This window comes from Viridibacillus arenosi (assembly GCF_001955655.1).
GTDB lineage: Bacteria > Bacillota > Bacilli > Bacillales_A > Planococcaceae > Viridibacillus > Viridibacillus arenosi.
In genome coordinates this window covers 674632-692862 of the sequence record NZ_MSPW01000001.1, presented here as the reverse complement: position 1 = coordinate 692862, position 18231 = coordinate 674632, and the positions used below count along the sequence as shown (strand labels likewise).

Genomic DNA, 18231 nt, shown 5'->3' with positions numbered 1-18231 from the left:
CCAATTTATTATAGGAAAATAAGGGGGAGTTAAAACAAATGAAATGGAAAACAAGAGTGACAGAATTATTAGGTGTAGAGTATCCAATTATTCAAGGTGGACTTGCTTATTTAGCTTATGCAGATTTAGCCGCTGCTGTATCAAATGCAGGAGGATTAGGTCAAATTACAGCGATGAGTTTAGATGATCCTGAAGCATTACGAAATGAGATTCACAAAGTACGTGAATTAACAGATCGTCCATTTGGTGTCAATTACGCTATTGGCCAGCATGGTCGACCATTTGAGAATATGTTAGCAGTAGCAATTGAAGAGAAAGTGCCAGTTGTATCAATGACAGGTGGTAATCCTGCACCGATTTTTAAGCAATTAGAGGGAACAGATATTAAGAAGCTGGTATTAGTTGCTGCGCGTAGACAAGCTCAAAAAGCTGAAGAATTAGGTGCAGATGCCGTTATGGTTGTAGGACAAGAAGGTGGTGGCCATCTAGGTAGGGATGATATCGGGACAATGGTATTAGTACCTCAAGTTGTAGATGCTGTTTCTATTCCTGTGATTGCTTCAGGAGGTATAGGTGATGGACGTGGGTGGATGGCAGCCCTTGCGTTAGGTGCAGAAGGTATTGAGATGGGGACACGTTTTATCGCAACGAAAGAGTGTATCAATGCATCTGTTGTGTATAAAAACGCTTTGATTAATAGCACGGAAGCAGACACGACTGTAATTAAACGAACTATAGGCGCACCAGCACGAGCAATTAGAAATAGTTGGACGGATCAAATTCTTGATATTGAAAAAGTAACTCCAACATACGAAGCTTTAAAAAATTATATAAGTGGTCAAGCAAATAAAAAATATATATATGAAGGTAAAGAACATGAAGGGTTTGCTTGGGCTGGACAGATAACAGGTTTAATCCAAGATGAACCGACTGTAGAGGAACTTATACAGCGAATGGTTGCGCAGGCAACGGAAATACGCTTAAAATGGGGAGAACAATAAAAAGGCTATATTAGCCTGAATCAAAAGGTAGGTAAGATTATGGAATACTCTTATCCGTTCTCAACGGACTGGTCTACAGAAGAGATTGTAGATGTAATTGCGTTCTTCCAAGCAATAGAAAAAGCATATGAAACAGGTGTTCAACGCGAAGATCTAATGTCGAAATATAGACGATTCAAAGAAATCGTGCCAGCGATGGCTGAAGAAAAAACCATTTTCCGCGAATTTGAAGAAGTTAGTGACTATGTGAGCTATTCAATTATTAAGCAAATGAAAGATGCTCCAGCTGGTTCAAAAATTAAAGGTGAATCAAGAAAAAGAAAGTAAAAGAACAGGCTTATGCCTGTTCTTTTACTTTTTGTTGACCATAGTATTATAAATAGGGAGTAGTGCATCGAATGTTTCTTCAGTTAATTTCTCAAATTCCTCTGCAGTTAATTGGACCGCATCCTCTTTTGGAATTTGTAGACCAACTATAAATTCTCCTTTTTTTACATCACGTAAACGTTCAAGTAAACCGACTAGCTGACCATCATTCAAAGCATCTTTAATATTAATGCCTTCTGGTGAAAAATGATCACCTGAAACATAAAAGTTTTTTGGAAGCTTTTTAAATGAATTCTGTTTTTTTAGCAAACGATCAGCAATTTCAACTTTACTTGGTGCTTCATAAATAACGCAAAGAATTATGAATAGATGAGTACCAAATAAGCCAAGCTGAAAGTGAGGAATTGATTTATAGCCGCGTTTGTAAGGAGCAAATGCGACCCAGCTATCTTTTGGTGGGTTTACTTTACGACGTGCATGTTTTGCTACATGTGGGTAAAATTCATCTGCAGTTTTTGCGGAGAAATATGTAGAAAATGCCGTACCTAATTCTTCGAATTTTGGTCTTACGGTATTGATAAGTGCTTCCATTCGTGGTTCTAAACCATCGATGGAGAAAACGTCGAAATCCTTTTGTGTCCATTTTGTTTTTGGCATAAATAATTTAACTCCTTTTGAAAGTTTATGTTTATTTTATTAGAAATTTGGGAAAAAATCTTCTAGAAGGACTTATCATTTTTCACATCATGCATATAATGTAGTAAGACACTTTAAGTCCTAGCTTGCACAAACAAAATAAAAAGGAGCTGGTTAGTATGAAACAAGTAGTACACATTATTCGCAAAGTTGATTATGAAAAGCAATATGTGAAGGGTCTGCAATTAGAAATGGATTATGAACTAGCAACATTATTTGACGCTCTGCAAGATGAGGATGTAAAACAAATTGAATTAAGCAAAATTCGCCTTTCTGAACTTCATTTGGAATTGGAGGCATTTCATGCTTTTGCCTAAAGAGAGAATCAAAATTCGCCGGTGAACATCTGCTAATCAAATGAGAAGCAGATGTTTTTTTGCTATAATAGAGATAGGCAAAAAACATTAACTTGTACTTATAGAAATGATGTTTTTTTTGCTTCGAAAGGTGGGGCTATGGTGGAAATTACAGCAATACATGAATTTACAGTTAAAATTATTCATGAAGCAGGCGAACGAATTCGTCAATCACTTTCTGAAAAGTTAGAAATCGAGACAAAGGCTAATGCGAATGATCTTGTAACGAATATTGATCGTGAAACAGAATTATTTTTTATTGAACAAATTCATGCTTATGATCCTGCATTTAAAATTCTCGGTGAGGAAGGGATGGGGGAACCCCTTGAATCATTGGATGGTGTCGTATGGATAATTGATCCGATTGATGGGACGATGAATTTCATACGACAACATCGTAATTTTGCGATTTCAATTGGCATTTATGTTGATGGCATTGGAAAACTTGGGTACATATACGATGTAATGCGCAATGATTTGTATTATGCTGTCGAAGGACAAGGAGCATATATGAATGATCGTCAGTTAGAGCGACTGCAATCGTTACCGTTACATGAAGCAATTATTGGAATAAACGCTACTTGGGTTACACCAAATCGCTACATTGACCACAATAAGATTATTGACCTTGTTCATCATGTTAGAGGGACAAGATCTTACGGCTCTGCCACTTTAGAGATTGCTTCAGTAGTATGTGGACGGATGGATGCTTATATGTCCATGCGATTATCACCTTGGGATATTGCTGGTGGTGCAGTGATTGCTAATGAAGTCGGTGCGATTGTGTCAAACTTAGGAAATGAAGCGATTAATTTGGAAGAACAAGATACATTTATTATTGCAAATCCTAAAATTCATAAGACAATCATTGAACAATACGTTCATTTGAAATAGAATATAGATATAAATAAAAAGAATGAACTCGCAAATTGCCAGTTCATTCTTTTTATTTGAGAAGAGTTACAGTAAACCTTTATCGCGAAATTGACGTTTAGTTTTGAAGCCATAGCCCATAATAGCACAAACTAATAAAATGGCACCAAAGATACCAATTACGCTTTTAAAGGCAACTGCAATTCCTATTGAACACATAGCTAGCACTGCTGCTAACGCAAAAAAAGCCATAACGACTTTAGCATTTTTCATTTTAAATCCTCCAGTTGATGAATTTGTTTGACTTATAAGTGATTATAACTTAATGTCGAACTAATAATTATACTGTGAAATAATAAAAAAATTTGAAATACTAGTTGTTAAGAAAAGACAAAAAACATCTCTTGTGTTATAATAACACAGTTATGGACTCGAAAATAGAATGTGGAGTGGAATAATGACAAATTTACGTCAAGACATTAGAAATATTGCAATTATAGCTCACGTTGACCATGGTAAAACGACATTGGTTGACCAATTATTACAACAATCTGGTACTTTTCGTTCAAACGAAAATGTCGCAGAAAGAGCAATGGACTCGAACGACATCGAACGTGAACGTGGTATTACAATTTTAGCGAAGAATACAGCAGTAAACTACGAAGGTACTCGTATCAATATTCTAGATACACCAGGACATGCCGATTTCGGTGGAGAAGTTGAACGTATCCTGAAAATGGTTGACGGTGTACTTTTAGTTGTAGATGCATATGAAGGTTGTATGCCTCAAACTCGTTTTGTGTTGAAAAAAGCATTAGAACAAAAATTAACACCAATCGTAGTAGTAAACAAAGTCGATAAAGATTCAGCACGTCCTACAGAAGTAGTGGATGAAGTAATCGATTTATTAATCGAATTAGGTGCTGATGAAGATCAATTAGAATTCCCAGTCGTATTTGCTTCTGGTGTAAATGGTACTGCATCACTTGATTCAGACCCAGCTAAACAAGAAGATAATATGAAATGCTTATTTGAGGAAATTATTAGTCACATCCCAGCACCAGCTGATACTCGTGATGAACCTTTACAATTCCAAGTAGCATTACTTGATTATAATGACTATGTTGGCCGTATCGGTATCGGTCGTGTATTCCGCGGTAAAATCCATGTTGGACAACAAGTTGCACTTATGAAACTTGATGGCACTGTGAAAAATTTCCGTGTAACTAAAATCTTTGGTTTCTTCGGATTAAAACGTGAAGAAGTTGAAGAAGCATACTCAGGTGATTTAATTGCTGTTTCAGGTATGGAAGACATTAACGTAGGTGAAACTGTTTGTCCAACTGAACACCAAGAAGCTTTAACACCATTACGTATCGATGAACCAACATTACAAATGACTTTCTTAGTAAATAACTCACCTTTTGCAGGTCGCGAAGGTAAATGGGTAACATCACGTAAAATTGAAGAACGTTTACGCGCTCAATTACAAACAGATGTAAGTTTACGTGTAGAAGATACTAATTCTCCAGATGCTTGGACTGTTTCAGGTCGTGGTGAACTTCACCTATCGATTCTAATCGAAAACATGCGTCGTGAAGGTTATGAATTACAAGTATCTAAACCAAAAGTTATCATTAAAGAAATCGATGGTGTAAAATGTGAACCATTTGAACGTGTACAAATTGATGTACCTGAAGATGCTGTAGGTTCAATTATTGAATCATTAGGTTTACGTAAAGGTGAAATGTTAGATATGGTGAACAATGGTAGTGGCCAAGTTCGTTTAATCTTCATGGTACCTGCTCGTGGATTAATTGGTTACACAACTGAATTTATGTCTTTAACAAAAGGTTTCGGTATTATCAACCACACATTCGATAGCTATCAACCATTACTATCTGGTAAAATTGGTGGACGTCGTCAAGGCGTACTTGTTTCTATGGAAACAGGTAAATCAACTACTTATGGTATGATGCAAATTGAAGACCGTGGTACACTATTTGTTGAACCAGGTACTGATATTTATGAAGGTATGATTGTTGGTGAAAATACACGTGATGCAGACATTACTGTTAATATCATCAAAATGAAGCAAAAAACAAACATCCGTTCAGCTAACAAAGACCAAACGAATGTTATTAAAAAACCTCGTATTTTAACTCTTGAAGAAGCATTAGAATACTTGGCTGATGATGAGTACTGTGAAGTAACACCAGAATCTATTCGCCTTCGTAAACAAATTCTAAATAAAAACGAACGCGAAAAAGCAGCTAAGAAATCACGTAGCGCTGAGTAATCATTCGCTAAACGAAAGGAAGGAAAGTCTTGGATATTAAATCCGGTTTTTTAAGTGAACTGAATTTTATTCAACTTGCCGCACCTGATGTATCAAATAAAGATGCATTTGTATTTGATAAAATGTATCCGGTAGCCAAGTATGTTTATCAAACTGCATCTGATTTTAGTGTTGCTAGTAATATTTTGTTAGTGGTTATTTTTGCATTATCGATTGTTGTTTACAATCTAGGGTTTGCGAAAAAACTTAAGTTTTGGCAAAATATCGTTATTTATTTCTTCTTGTTTGTTGGCTGTATCTTTTTGACATTCTTTGCAACTTATTTACCTGTAGTAGAAGGATTATTGATTATCGCACTTGTGCTAATCATGTATAAAATTGGTTTGCGTAGAGATAAAAAAGCACAAACAGTACAATAATGGTCTAGTAAATCACATAAAAAAGAGCAATTGAGGACAAGCTAATTAGCTGAATCTCAATTGCTCTTTTTATATTTTATTTAACCAACATTACATAGAATAACTAGAATTCATCTTCGACAAGCGAGTGTTTTTTTCTAAAGATAAATCGACCAGTTGCTATACGGGCATTTGTTCTTTCTGAAATCCGATCATGACATATAGGACACATATACGTATGGATAGGACGATTTCGCAATTTTTTTGCTTCTGGTGAATAATCGGGTAATTCATTAATAGAATCGCAAATGACACACTTAACTCGCATCGTTTAAGTCCCTCCTATTCTACTCGAATCGCTACAAGACCTTTAATTGGGTTCTCTACATTTGAACCGTCACCGTTGATTACATAAACAGGACCGTTATCAGTTAGCATTTTACCGTCTTGGCTATATTTTAAGATAAGGGACTCAGCATCTTCTATGGAGAAGTTATATTCAGAGCCATCTCGGCATTCTAGAATAACTGAAGTTGCACCATCTTTAATTTCTGCATTGTTAAGGAAAGGTTTTAATATGATACCAAATGTGCCGGTCATCATGTGTTTTTTCTCGAATTTCCGTTCGGATTTTAAAGTTGGTGGAAATGTGGCGCCCTCCATAATTTCACGTGACCAGTGCTTACCTGCTTTTTCCATGTACTCTTCGTCAGCGTTTACAATTACTCGTTCTTCAGTAAAATATGTGTCTAGATCTAATTTACGATCATCAAAAATCCAAACGGTTGGATCTAATGTGATAGCAAAATTCACGGCACCTTTAATTTGAATGATAGATTCCATGTTAATTCCTCCTTGAATAGTACATTCCATATCTCAGTATACAGCTAATTTATGTAGTTAATAAAGAAATAAAATTGGTTACACGGTTTACTTAGTTATATACTTGCAATTTTACTGCGCAAAAGATAAACTTTATTAAGATAGAATAGAAGAAATATCAGGTAATGGGGGCGTCCTCATGGATACAAAATCGCAAAGTTCATATCAGGAGAAGGCATTGGAACTCCTTATTGCTGACGCAGATAAAATTGCTAAGCTTATTAGAGTGCAGATGGAGCATTTAACAATGCCACAATGCCCACTATACGAAGAGGTTTTAGATACACAAATGTTTGGCTTATCACGCGAAATTGATTTTGCAGTTAAGTTAGGCTTGCTTGAACGTGAAAAGGGAAGAGAGATTCTTGATTCACTGGAAAAAGAATTATCTGTGTTGCATGATGCATTTACAGAGAAATAAGTAAAAAACTCAAACACGCTGTTGTTTGGGTTTTTTTGCTACAAGATGAGTAAAAGAGGTATTCGCATGAAAACATACTTAAAAAGATATGCAAGGAATTTCGATTATCCACTGTTTTTTACATATTTATTACTATGCCTTTTTGGGCTAGTAATGATTTATAGTGCCAGTATGGTCTGGTCAGCAAGTAAACTAGGTTACAGTGCAGATTATTTTTATAAAAAGCAAATTACGAATCTATGTCTTGGTTCTGTAGCATTTGTTGTAGGGGCGTTTATTCCCTACAAGATTTATAAAGAAAATAAGATGATAGTATTTATGTTAAGTGTCATGTTCGCTTTGTTATTAGCCGTTTACTTTTTTGGTTTTAGTCCTGGTAATTCAGGAGCGAAAAGTTGGCTAAAACTTGGGTTTGCTAATTTACAACCATCAGAATTTGTAAAGATTATTATCATCCTTTATTTCTCAGCTGTATTTGCAAAGAAATATGAAAAGGGAAAGATAGATAATATTAATGAATCTATCATACCGCCTATTCTTGTATTATTTGCCGCGTCTTTCCTTGTCTTTATTGAACCGGATTTAGGTACGCTACTGATCATTCTATTTATTGGTGTATCGGTTATTGCGGCGAGTGGGATCAAATTAAAAACCTTCAATAAAATTTTAGGCGTTTTAATAGGATGTATGGCAATTGCTTCGATTGGTATTTTCTTTATAAGAGATAGTATTTTTACTGAAAAACGTATGGGGCGTATTCAAGCTTATTTTAATCCCTTTGAAGATGAACAAGTTTTTGGCTATCAAATGGTTAATGGTTACTTAGCGATAGGTGCTGGAGGCATTAAGGGGCTAGGTTTAGGTCAATCTGTACAAAAAATGGGTTATTTACCAGAACCGCAAACAGATTTTATTTTAGCGATTATTGCAGAAGAATTGGGCACATTCGGGGTCGCGATTGTGTTAGGTGGTTTAGGCTTTATTGTAATTCGAGCATTGCTTATTGCCTTACGAACAAAGGATCCAATGGCAAGAATGATAGCAGCTGGTATTGCTAGTATGATAGGGTTTCAAACGTTTATAAATGTCGGTGGATTAACAGGGATTATACCGTTAACTGGTGTACCGCTGCCCTTTATTAGTTATGGCGGAACTTCGATAATTTTGTTATCTTTAGCTATGGGGATTCTCATAAACGTCTCCATGTTTGTTAAAAGGGAAAGGAATAAAGTCTAGGGGGTAAGGGAAATGGCAATTAAAAAAATTCTAGTGGCAAACCGTGGTGAAATAGCGATTCGCGTGTTTCGAGCGTGTACGGAACTAAATATAACAACAGTAGCAATCTATTCGAGAGAGGATAGTGGCTCGTATCACCGTTACAAAGCTGATGAAGCATATCTTGTTGGTGATGGTAAGAAACCTATAGATGCATACTTAGATATAGAAGGAATTTTAGCGATAGCAAAAGATGCAGGAGTAGACGCAATCCACCCCGGTTATGGATTTTTATCTGAAAACTTAGATTTTGCAAAACGTTGTGAAGAAGAGGGCGTTATTTTCATCGGTCCAACTTCTAATCATTTAGATATGTTTGGTGACAAAGTAAAAGCTCGTGAACAAGCTGTCGCAGCCAATATTCCAGTGATTCCTGGAACAGATGGACCTGTTGCATCTATTGATGAGGTGTTAGCGTTTGGTGAGGAGTATGGCTTCCCATTAATGATAAAAGCTGCACTTGGTGGTGGAGGACGCGGTATGCGCGTTGTACACTCTGCTGATGATGCATTAGAAGCTTATGATAGAGCCAAGTCAGAAGCGAAAGCAGCATTTGGATCTGATGAAGTGTATGTTGAGAAATTTGTAGACAAGCCAAAGCATATTGAAGTACAGATTTTAGGAGACAAAGAAGGCAATATTGTTCATTTATATGAGCGTGATTGTTCTATTCAACGTCGTCATCAAAAGGTTGTTGAAATTGCACCTTCAAACTCAATTACACCTGAATTACGTGAAGAAATATGCCAAGCTGCAATAAAATTAATGAAAAATGTGTCCTATATAAATGCTGGGACTGTAGAATTTTTAGTAGCGGGTAATCAATTTTATTTCATCGAAGTTAATCCTCGTATCCAAGTAGAGCATACGATTACAGAAATGGTTACAGGGATTGATATTGTACATGCACAAATTAAAATTGCAGAGGGTTTATCTTTACATAGTGAAGAAATTGGCATCCCTGAGCAATCACAAATCCCACTTTTTGGATTTGCTATTCAATCTCGTGTAACGACTGAAGATCCATTAAATAATTTCATGCCTGACACGGGTAAATTGATGGTTTATCGTTCAAGTGGAGGTTTTGGAGTACGCTTAGATGCAGGAAATGGCTTCCAAGGGGCAGTTATTTCACCATATTATGACTCATTACTTGTTAAAGTTTCAACTTGGGGAATGACATTTAAAGAAGCAGCAGCTAAGATGGATCGAAATCTACAAGAATTCCGTATTCGTGGTATTAAAACGAATATTCCGTTTTTAGAAAATGTTGTTCGTCATCCGAATTTTATAGATGGTAAGTTTGATACAAGTTTCATCGATACAACGCAAGAACTATTTTTATTCTCACCGCGTAAAGACCGTGGTACAAAATTATTAAGTTATATCGGCAATGTTACGGTTAATGGCTTCCCTGGTATTGAATATCAACAGAAACCAATTTTCTCGAAACCCCATAAACCAGATATTAAAATTGTACAATCAATTCCATCTGGCACTAAACAAATTTTAGATGAACGTGGTCCAGAAGGTCTTGTACAATGGATAAAAGAGCAAGATGATGTACTGTTAACAGATACAACTATGCGAGATGCTCACCAATCATTGCTGGCGACTCGTGTACGCTCACGTGATATGTTCAATATTGCAGATGAAACAGCACAAATTATGCATAATTTCTTCTCACTAGAAATGTGGGGAGGTGCAACCTTTGACGTTGCATATCGTTTCTTAAAAGAGGACCCATGGGATCGTTTAATTAAACTACGTGAGAAAATGCCAAATGTGCTATTCCAAATGCTATTGCGTGGTGCGAACGCAGTAGGTTATAAAAACTATTCAGATAATATTATTAAAGAGTTTATCTCAAAATCAGCAGATGCAGGAATTGATGTATTCCGTATTTTCGACAGTTTGAACTGGATTAAAGGTATGGAAATAGCCATTGATGCAACAAGACAGTCGGGTAAGATTGCAGAAGCTGCTATTTGCTACACAGGAGACATTCTAGATGACTCTAGAGCGAAATATACAGTGCAATACTATAAAGACATGGCGAAGGAATTAGAGGCTGCTGGAGCTCATATTTTAGCTATTAAAGATATGGCAGGTTTATTAAAGCCAGAAGCAGCTTATCGGTTAATTTCTGAATTAAAGGCATCGACAGATTTACCAATTCATTTGCATACACATGATACAAGTGGCAATGGTATCTATTTATATGCTAAAGCAATTGAAGCTGGTGTTGATATTATTGATACAGCGCTAGGCTCAATGGCAGGTCTAACTTCGCAACCAAGTGCTAATTCACTTTACTATGCGATGAAAGGTAGCAAACGCCAAGTAAGAGCAGACATTGAAGGACTAGAAAAACTTTCTTATTATTGGGAAGATATTCGAAAATATTACAGCGACTTTGAAAGTGGCATGAATAGCCCACATTCTGAAATATACGTTCATGAAATGCCGGGAGGTCAATATAGTAACTTACAACAGCAAGCTAAAGGTGTCGGACTTGGCGACCGTTGGGAAGAAGTGAAAAGTATGTATTCCCGCGTAAACTTGTTATTTGGAGATGTTGTTAAAGTAACACCTTCTTCAAAAGTAGTAGGTGATATGGCATTATTCATGGTTCAAAATGATTTAGATGAAGAATCAGTCATTGAACGTGGTAAAACAATTGATTTTCCAGACTCAGTAATTGAATTCTTCCAAGGTTATTTAGGACAGCCATATGGTGGATTCCCAGAAGAATTACAAAAAGTAATTTTAAAAGACCGTGAAGGGATTACTGTAAGACCGGGAGAATTATTAGAGCCAATAGATTTAAAAGAACTTCGCGATGAATTATTTAAAAAATATAATCGTCCGATTACAAGTCATGAAGTACTTGCGACAGCTTTATATCCAAAAGTCTTTGAAGATTACATGAAGACAGTAGATATGTTTGGAGATGTATCAGTATTAGATACGCCAACATTCTTATATGGTTTAAGACTTGGCGAAGAGATTGAAGTTGAAATAGAAAAAGGTAAAACACTTATCATTAAGCTAGTATCCATTGGGGAAGCTCAATATGATGGTACACGTGTCCTTTACTTTGAATTAAACGGTCAACCTCGTGAAATTATTATTCAAGATATGACAGTTGAGGTAGATGGAGATCGTAAAGCGAAAGCAGACCCTGCAAATCCAGATCAAATTGGCGCAACAATGCCAGGTACAGTATTGAAAGTAGCTATTTCTAAAGGTAGCCCTGTAAAACGCGGTGAGCATTTGCTGATTACAGAAGCTATGAAAATGGAAACGACTGTTCAAGCACCTAAGGACGGCGTGATAAAAGAAATTTATGTAGCTGCTGGAGATGCAATTTCAACGGGTGATTTACTAATCGAAATGGAATAACTAGAAAAAACACGCCTTTGCATTTGCAAAGGCGTGTTTTATATTGTTTAGTTAAAATATTTAGTTACTTTTTTGATTTTGTCGACTTCTAGATAATAATAGAATCATATAGCACAATAAACCAAATAATAATGTGATTAATAGTGAATGTAGTAATGCTAATAAGATATTTAAGCGAGAAAGTACTACAGCCATACCCGCTAACACTTGAAGAGAAACTATTATTAGTGCAATGATCCAACCCCAATAGAGGACACGTTGTTCTTTATAATGTTTAATAGCATGAATAGCAATGAATAAAATCCAAACAAAGATTAATCCAGCTGCAAAGCGATGCCCCATTTGAACCCACTCATAGAAATTAGTAGGTAATCCAATATTGTTGTTATTACATAATGGCCAATCTGGACAAATTAAACTAGCATTTGTATGACGTACTAAGGCACCTGTATATACTACGAGATAAGAATAGATTGTAACACCTATTGTATGTCTCTTTAACGTATTGCCAATAATGACCTTGTCCGCATCAAATTTTTGGTCAACTTCGAAAATAATTAATGTGAGTAAGAGTACTGCTGCAAATGAAAGAAGTGATATACCAAAATGAAGTGCTAATATAAAATCGCCTTGTCCCCATAAAACTTGAGCAGCACCGATTAATGCTTGTGCAATTAAGAAGAATAATGCCATGAAAGATAAGAATTTCACTTCACGAATATGTCCTAATACTCTCCAAGCCCAAACTGTCAAAATCAAAATAAGAAATGACACAGCTCCAGTTACAACACGATGGGAAAATTCGATTAACACTTCTGTAGTAATTTCTTTTGGTATTAGAGAACCGTTACAATCAGGCCAGTTTCTACCACAGCCCATACCACTATCAGTTTTTGTGACGAGTGCTCCGCCCAGTAAAATGAGCAACATTCCAATTGTTGCAGCAACAGCAAACCATTTCATGTATTTACTATATTGCATAATTGCCACCTACTTTATATATAGTAATCACCTTTTAAAGGTGGTACCTGCCTTTCTGATGATAGCGAAAATAGGACCAAAAAACAACTTGTATAGAGTATTGTCATTCTAAAGAGAAAATGATTTCACAAATTGTTCATAATTTCGTACAAGAACCTTCACAATTAAAACAAGAAAATGATTTACTATAGATATGTTGTGTCAGAGAAACCGGTTACATCTACCCTTCGACATGAAATTTCACTTTCTGTCTAGAAATCAACGCTATTTTTCGTTATAGTAGGGTTAACGGAATATGCTTACCAATCGAAAGGAGGGGTAATATGTCAAATGGTCGTATATTGTCTGCTAATGGAAACTCGGAACCTGAAACAAGTTCTCTAGTAAAAGACTTTTTAGCACTTATCAAAATTGGCATTGTTAATTCCAATTTAGTTACTACTTTTACAGGACTTTGGTTGGCCTTTCAATTCACGGATAAACATTTTTTACAAGAATTGAATATCATGTTCTTTACTTTAGTAGGTGCGGCATTCATTATTGCAGGATCTGGAGCGATGAATAATTATATTGATCAAGATATTGATCCAATAATGAAACGGACAAAGTCAAGACCGACAGTTACAGGTAGATTTAAACCGAGCCTTGTATTGACAATCGCTCTCTCTCTTTTAATTGTAGGTGAATTTTTGTTATTTATGGCATCTTTTGCTGCCGGTGTGTGGGGACTTGCAGGCATACTAAGTTACGTAGTCTTGTACTCCATGTGGTCAAAGAGAAGGCATGTAAGTAATACCGTTGTAGGAAGTATTTCAGGAGCTATTCCACCACTAATCGGCTGGGCTGCTGTTGAACCGTCACTTGGTTTTGGAGCATTGGCACTATTTTTGATAATGTTTGTATGGCAACCACCGCATTTTTATGCACTTGCTATGAAACGTACAGAAGAATACAGAGCAGCCAATATTCCAATGCTTCCAGTTGTTAAAGGCTTTGCAAGAACTAAACGTTCAATGTTAGTATGGGTATTATTGTTATTCCCATTACCATTTCTGCTTATGAAGCTCGGAATAGGATTTATTATTCTCGCAACAGTATTGAACCTTGGTTGGTTCGCACTTGCTTTAACGGGTTTTAAAGCGACAGATGATATAAAATGGGCGAATAAGATGTTTATTTATTCATTAAATTATATGACTATTTTATTTGTTTCAATGATCATTTTCTCTGTCTTTGCCTAACTTTGGGATTCTTTCTTTAAAGGAATTCATATAGAATGAACCACAGTCCTAGTTACACATGTAAATACAACAAAGAAAGAGGGGTTTAATTAAGCTATGATGAAAGGGCTTAAAAAATGGCGTCTATTCGGATTGCTAGCAGCACTAACGATTTTCCTTTCAGGTTGTGGCGAAGAGTATTTATCAACTTTAACTCCAGCGGGTCAAGTTGGTAAAGATCAATACAATCTACTGCTATTATCAACTGCAATTATGACGTTTGTTATTATCGTAGTGGTTATCATCTACGTGCTTGCTATTGTTAAGTTCCGACGTAAAAAAGTTGGGGAAAATACAATTCCAAAACAAGTTGAAGGTAGCCATACACTAGAAATTATTTGGACAGCAATTCCAATCGTTTTATTATTAATCTTAGCTGTACCAACTGTAAGTTTAACTTACAAATTCGCTGATACTAAAGCGATGGAAGCGAAAGACGCTGATGGTAACGCGAAAGCGGTTACTGTAAACGTAACTGCTAAATTATATTGGTGGGAATTCGAATACCCTGAACAAGGTATCGTAACTTCTCAAGAATTAGTAGTACCGACAGGTCAGAAAGTTTACTTTAATTTAAAAGCTGCTGACGTAAAACACTCATTCTGGATTCCAGCTATCGGTGGTAAAATGGATACGAACGTTGATAATATCAACAAGTTCTATTTGACATTTGATAAAGAATCAGACGGTTTGAAAGACGGAGTATTTTATGGTAAATGTGCTGAACTTTGTGGTCCTTCACATGCTTTAATGGATTTCAAAGTTAAGACACTAAGCCAAGATAACTTCGACAATTGGGTTGATAACATGCAAGCTACTAAAGGGAAAACAGCTGATAAAAAATCAACTGATTTAGGTGAACAAGTATTCGCTAATAGTTGTATTTCATGTCACGCAGTTTCTGGTGAAGGTACTGGAGGCGGAGTTGCACCTAACTTAGCTGCATTTGGAGATCGTAACCGTGTTGCTGGTTTCCTTGAACACTCAGAAGATGGTATTAAAGACTGGATTAAAAACTCACAAGAGCTTAAACCAGGGAACATAATGCCAGAAGAAAAAGCTTTAAATAATGGTAAAGAATTCACAGATGAAGAGCTTGATGCTTTAGCCGCATACTTAATGGGTCTATCTGTAGAAAAATAATTTGATTTAAATCATATTGAGGGAGGTTAAAGTTGTGAGCTCAACAGCAAAGAAAAAGGGCTTTGGCGCAACTATCTGGGACTACTTAACAACAGTAGACCATAAAAAAATCGCCATTCTTTACCTTATTGCCGGTACGTTCTTCTTCGTAGTCGGTGGTATAGAAGCAATGCTTATTCGTATCCAACTTGCAAAACCAGATAACGATTTTGTGAGTGCGGGTCTTTTCAATGAAATTATTACAATGCATGGTACAACAATGATATTCTTAGCTGCAATGCCATTGTTATTTGCATTTATGAACGCCGCTGTACCATTACAAATTGGTGCACGTGATGTTGCTTTCCCATTCCTAAACTCTTTAGGTTTTTGGTTATTCTTATTTGGTGGTATTTTCTTAAACCTTTCATGGTTCTTAGGTGGAGCTCCTGATGCAGGTTGGACTTCTTATGCATCATTATCTCTAGCATCACCAGGTCATGGTATTGATTTTTATGCTTTAGGTTTACAAATCTCAGGTGCGGGTACACTAATCGCGGGGATTAACTTCCTTGTAACGATTATTAACATGCGTGCACCAGGTATGACATATATGCGTATGCCATTATTCACATGGACTACATTTGTAGCGTCTGCTTTAATTTTATTCGCATTCCCTCCACTTACAGTGGGATTATTCTTCATGATTTTCGACCGTATGTTCGATGCTAACTTCTTTGATCATATTAATGGTGGTAATACAGTTATCTGGGAGCACTTATTCTGGATCTTTGGTCACCCTGAAGTATATATCTTAGTACTTCCTGCATTCGGTTTATTCTCTGAGATTTTCGCGACATTCGCAAGAAAACGCTTATTCGGTTACTCTTCAATGGTATTCGCGACTATCTTAATCGGTTTCTTAGGCTTCATGGTATGGGCTCACCATATGTTTACTGTAGGCCTTGGACCAACTGCAAACGCAATCTTCGCAGTAGCGACAATGGCGATTGCTGTACCAACGGGTATGAAAGTATTCAACTGGTTATTAACAATTTGGGGCGGTAACATTAAAGTTACGACACCAATGCTTTATGCATTAGGTTTCATCCCATCATTCGTAGCTGGTGGGGTAACAGGGGTAATGCAAGCATCTGCACCTCTTGATTACCAACTACATGATTCTTATTTCATCGTAGCTCACTTCCATTACGTTATCGTTGGTGGTATCGTATTAGCATTATTTGCTTCAGCACATTATTACTGGCCTTTAATGTTCAATCAAATGTTAAATGAAACTCTTGGTAAGATTACATTCGTATTCTTCTTTGTTGGGTTCCACTGTACATTCTTTGTTCAACATTTCTTAGGCTTAATGGGTATGCCACGCCGTGTGTTCACATTCATGGGCGGACAAGGTTGGGACCAATTCAACTTAATTAGTACGGTTGGTGCTTTCTTAATGGCAATCGGTGTTATTTTACTAGTAGTAAACGTAATTATCACTGCTATTAAAAACGAACCAGCAGGACGCGATCCATGGAAAGATGGACGTACTCTTGAGTGGGCTATTCCACAACCAGTACCATATTATAACTTTAAACAAACTCCACTTGTTCGTGGATTAGATACTTTTTGGATTGAAAAAATGGAAGGAAACAAAGAGGGTATGACATATGCTGAGCCTATTTCAGATATCCATATGCCAAACAACTCATTCATTCCATTCATGATTTCACTTGGTTTATTCGTTGCAGCATTTGGTGCACTTTATCACCAAGATGCAGATAAAACTTGGTCAATTCCAGTATTAATTATTGGTTTAGCGATTACATTCGCTTCAATGATTACTCGTTCTCTTAAAGATGATTTAGGTTATCATATTCATAAAGAGGAATTAATGAATGAAAAAGGGGGTAAACACTAATGGATTTAAATAAGAAATTTACCCCACAATCTTGGCCAGCACATCCAGAGAACTCTACACTTGAAGGGAAAAACAAAACATTAGGTTTTTGGATTTTCCTTGGCGGTGAAACAGTTTTATTTGCGACTTTATTTGCGACTTTCTTAGCGCTAAAAAATAAAGGACCAGCTGGAATGGAATTCTCAACTCAAAGTCTTTTTGAGTTACCACTTGCTTTTATTATGACGATGTTACTATTAACTTCTTCATTAACAAGTGTTTACGCTATGTATCATATGAAAAACTATAATTTCAAGGCAATGCAAGCTTGGTTAATCGTAACTGTTTTATTAGGTTTAGGATTCCTAGGTCTTGAAATTTATGAGTTCTATCACTATGTACATCTTGGTTTTACATTTACTCAAAGTGCATTCGGTTCTTCATTCTACACTTTAGTAGGTACTCACGGATTGCACGTAATTCTAGGTTTAGCTTGGTTTATCCTTCTAATGCTACGTAACTCTAAACGTGGTTTAAACCTTTATAATGCGCCTAAGTACTACTTAGCTTCATTATATTGGCACTTTATCGACGTAGTTTGGGTATTCATCTTCACTGTAGTTTACTTGATGGGAGTGTTGGGCTAATGTCACATGACGTTGAAGCACGTACAAGAAGTAAACACGAGTATGAATATGCTCGTAAACGCGCAAACCAAGGTATGCGTAATCAAGTAACAGTATTTGCGATTATGATCTTCTTAACATTCATCGCATTTGCTGCAGTTCAAGCAGGAATGTCTGCTTACTTAGTTGCACCACTTATTTTATTATTTGCAGCTGTACAAGTAGCGCTACAATTGTATTACTTTATGCACTGGAGCGAAAAAGGTCATGGAATGGCACAATTCTTCATGTACTCTGCAGCATTTATCGCTTTTACAATGATTCTTGCTTTTGTAACAATCATTTGGTGGTAAGAACCAGAGCAAAAAAACCGAGTCTACTAC

At 36.3% G+C, this 18231-nt stretch carries 19 protein-coding genes; 14 read left to right on the top strand and 5 right to left on the bottom strand.

Annotated elements, in window-relative coordinates:
* The first annotated feature begins 38 nt into the window (after positions 1–38).
* Both BK137_RS03410 and BK137_RS03405 read left to right on the top strand, forming a co-directional pair.
* Positions 39–1001 (top strand): NAD(P)H-dependent flavin oxidoreductase, encoded by a 963-nt coding sequence (locus BK137_RS03410; protein WP_038183651.1) that lies wholly within the window; start codon positions 39–41, stop codon positions 999–1001.
* Positions 1002–1040: 39 nt separating this feature from the next.
* The gene (locus tag BK137_RS03405; protein ID WP_038183652.1) at positions 1041–1328 is read left to right on the top strand and encodes a UPF0223 family protein; all 288 of its coding nucleotides are present in this window, start codon (positions 1041–1043) and stop codon (positions 1326–1328) included.
* 24 nt (positions 1329–1352) lie between these two features.
* Here BK137_RS03405 and BK137_RS03400 read toward each other — a convergent pair whose 3' ends face one another.
* Entirely contained in the window at positions 1353–1985 is a 633-nt protein-coding gene (locus tag BK137_RS03400; RefSeq protein WP_038183655.1) for a YktB family protein, read from the bottom strand.
* 158 nt (positions 1986–2143) lie between these two features.
* Between BK137_RS03400 and BK137_RS03395 the strand changes: the two genes are divergently transcribed.
* Positions 2144–2341 carry a hypothetical protein gene (locus tag BK137_RS03395; protein ID WP_038183657.1) on the top strand — a complete coding sequence of 66 codons (198 nt, stop codon included), beginning with the start codon at positions 2144–2146 and terminating at the stop codon, positions 2339–2341.
* 141 nt (positions 2342–2482) lie between these two features.
* Positions 2483–3274, top strand: a complete 792-nt coding sequence (locus BK137_RS03390) for an inositol monophosphatase family protein (RefSeq protein WP_038183661.1) — start codon at positions 2483–2485, stop codon at positions 3272–3274.
* Positions 3275–3340: 66 nt separating this feature from the next.
* On the opposite strand, the gene BK137_RS03385 is transcribed toward BK137_RS03390, so the two are convergent.
* Positions 3341–3526: a DUF5325 family protein gene (locus tag BK137_RS03385; protein WP_038183663.1), complete on the bottom strand. Its 186-nt coding sequence runs from the start codon at positions 3524–3526 to the stop codon at positions 3341–3343.
* A gap of 184 nt (positions 3527–3710) precedes the next feature.
* Here BK137_RS03385 and typA point away from each other — a divergent pair, with 184 nt between their 5' ends.
* Positions 3711–5552, top strand: coding sequence for a translational GTPase TypA (gene typA, locus BK137_RS03380; RefSeq protein ID WP_038183666.1), 1842 nt, complete (start codon positions 3711–3713; stop codon positions 5550–5552).
* A gap of 29 nt (positions 5553–5581) precedes the next feature.
* Complete coding sequence (locus BK137_RS03375) at positions 5582–5971, top strand: YlaH-like family protein (protein ID WP_038183669.1); 390 nt, start codon at positions 5582–5584, stop codon at positions 5969–5971.
* A 103-nt stretch (positions 5972–6074) separates the two neighbouring features.
* Here BK137_RS03375 and BK137_RS03370 read toward each other — a convergent pair whose 3' ends face one another.
* Complete coding sequence (locus BK137_RS03370) at positions 6075–6278, bottom strand: YlaI family protein (protein WP_038183673.1); 204 nt, start codon at positions 6276–6278, stop codon at positions 6075–6077.
* A 14-nt stretch (positions 6279–6292) separates the two neighbouring features.
* Positions 6293–6793, bottom strand: coding sequence for a hypothetical protein (locus BK137_RS03365; protein WP_038183675.1), 501 nt, complete (start codon positions 6791–6793; stop codon positions 6293–6295).
* 178 nt (positions 6794–6971) lie between these two features.
* Here BK137_RS03365 and BK137_RS03360 point away from each other — a divergent pair, with 178 nt between their 5' ends.
* The 3 genes from BK137_RS03360 (at position 6972) to pyc (ending at position 11933) form a co-directional block, all read left to right on the top strand.
* Complete coding sequence (locus BK137_RS03360) at positions 6972–7253, top strand: Fpa/YlaN family protein (RefSeq protein ID WP_038183678.1); 282 nt, start codon at positions 6972–6974, stop codon at positions 7251–7253.
* Between the two features lie 66 nt (positions 7254–7319).
* On the top strand, positions 7320–8489 hold the full coding sequence (locus tag BK137_RS03355; protein ID WP_038183681.1) for an FtsW/RodA/SpoVE family cell cycle protein: 1170 nt from the start codon (positions 7320–7322) through the stop codon (positions 8487–8489).
* A 12-nt stretch (positions 8490–8501) separates the two neighbouring features.
* Positions 8502–11933 carry a pyruvate carboxylase gene (gene pyc / locus BK137_RS03350; protein WP_038183684.1) on the top strand — a complete coding sequence of 1144 codons (3432 nt, stop codon included), beginning with the start codon at positions 8502–8504 and terminating at the stop codon, positions 11931–11933.
* A gap of 60 nt (positions 11934–11993) precedes the next feature.
* Here the strand turns inward: pyc and BK137_RS03345 are convergent, their stop codons facing one another.
* Positions 11994–12914 carry a COX15/CtaA family protein gene (locus BK137_RS03345; RefSeq protein ID WP_038183687.1) on the bottom strand — a complete coding sequence of 307 codons (921 nt, stop codon included), beginning with the start codon at positions 12912–12914 and terminating at the stop codon, positions 11994–11996.
* A gap of 323 nt (positions 12915–13237) precedes the next feature.
* On the opposite strand from BK137_RS03345, the gene cyoE reads away from it, so the two are divergent.
* The 5 genes from cyoE (at position 13238) to BK137_RS03320 (ending at position 18201) form a co-directional block, all read left to right on the top strand.
* Entirely contained in the window at positions 13238–14155 is a 918-nt protein-coding gene (gene cyoE, locus BK137_RS03340; protein WP_038183690.1) for a heme o synthase, read from the top strand.
* A gap of 96 nt (positions 14156–14251) precedes the next feature.
* A complete protein-coding gene (gene coxB / locus BK137_RS03335; RefSeq protein ID WP_038183693.1) occupies positions 14252–15337 on the top strand; it encodes a cytochrome c oxidase subunit II in 1086 nt (361 codons plus the stop codon).
* 34 nt (positions 15338–15371) lie between these two features.
* A complete protein-coding gene (gene ctaD / locus BK137_RS03330) occupies positions 15372–17243 on the top strand; it encodes a cytochrome c oxidase subunit I (protein ID WP_038183696.1) in 1872 nt (623 codons plus the stop codon).
* A complete protein-coding gene (locus tag BK137_RS03325) occupies positions 17243–17869 on the top strand; it encodes a cytochrome (ubi)quinol oxidase subunit III (RefSeq protein ID WP_038183699.1) in 627 nt (208 codons plus the stop codon). The genes ctaD and BK137_RS03325 overlap by 1 nt, the downstream gene beginning before the upstream one ends.
* Positions 17869–18201 carry a cytochrome C oxidase subunit IV family protein gene (locus tag BK137_RS03320; protein ID WP_038183700.1) on the top strand — a complete coding sequence of 111 codons (333 nt, stop codon included), beginning with the start codon at positions 17869–17871 and terminating at the stop codon, positions 18199–18201. Before BK137_RS03325 ends, BK137_RS03320 begins: the two co-directional genes overlap by 1 nt.
* The last annotated feature ends 30 nt before the right edge of the window (positions 18202–18231 follow it).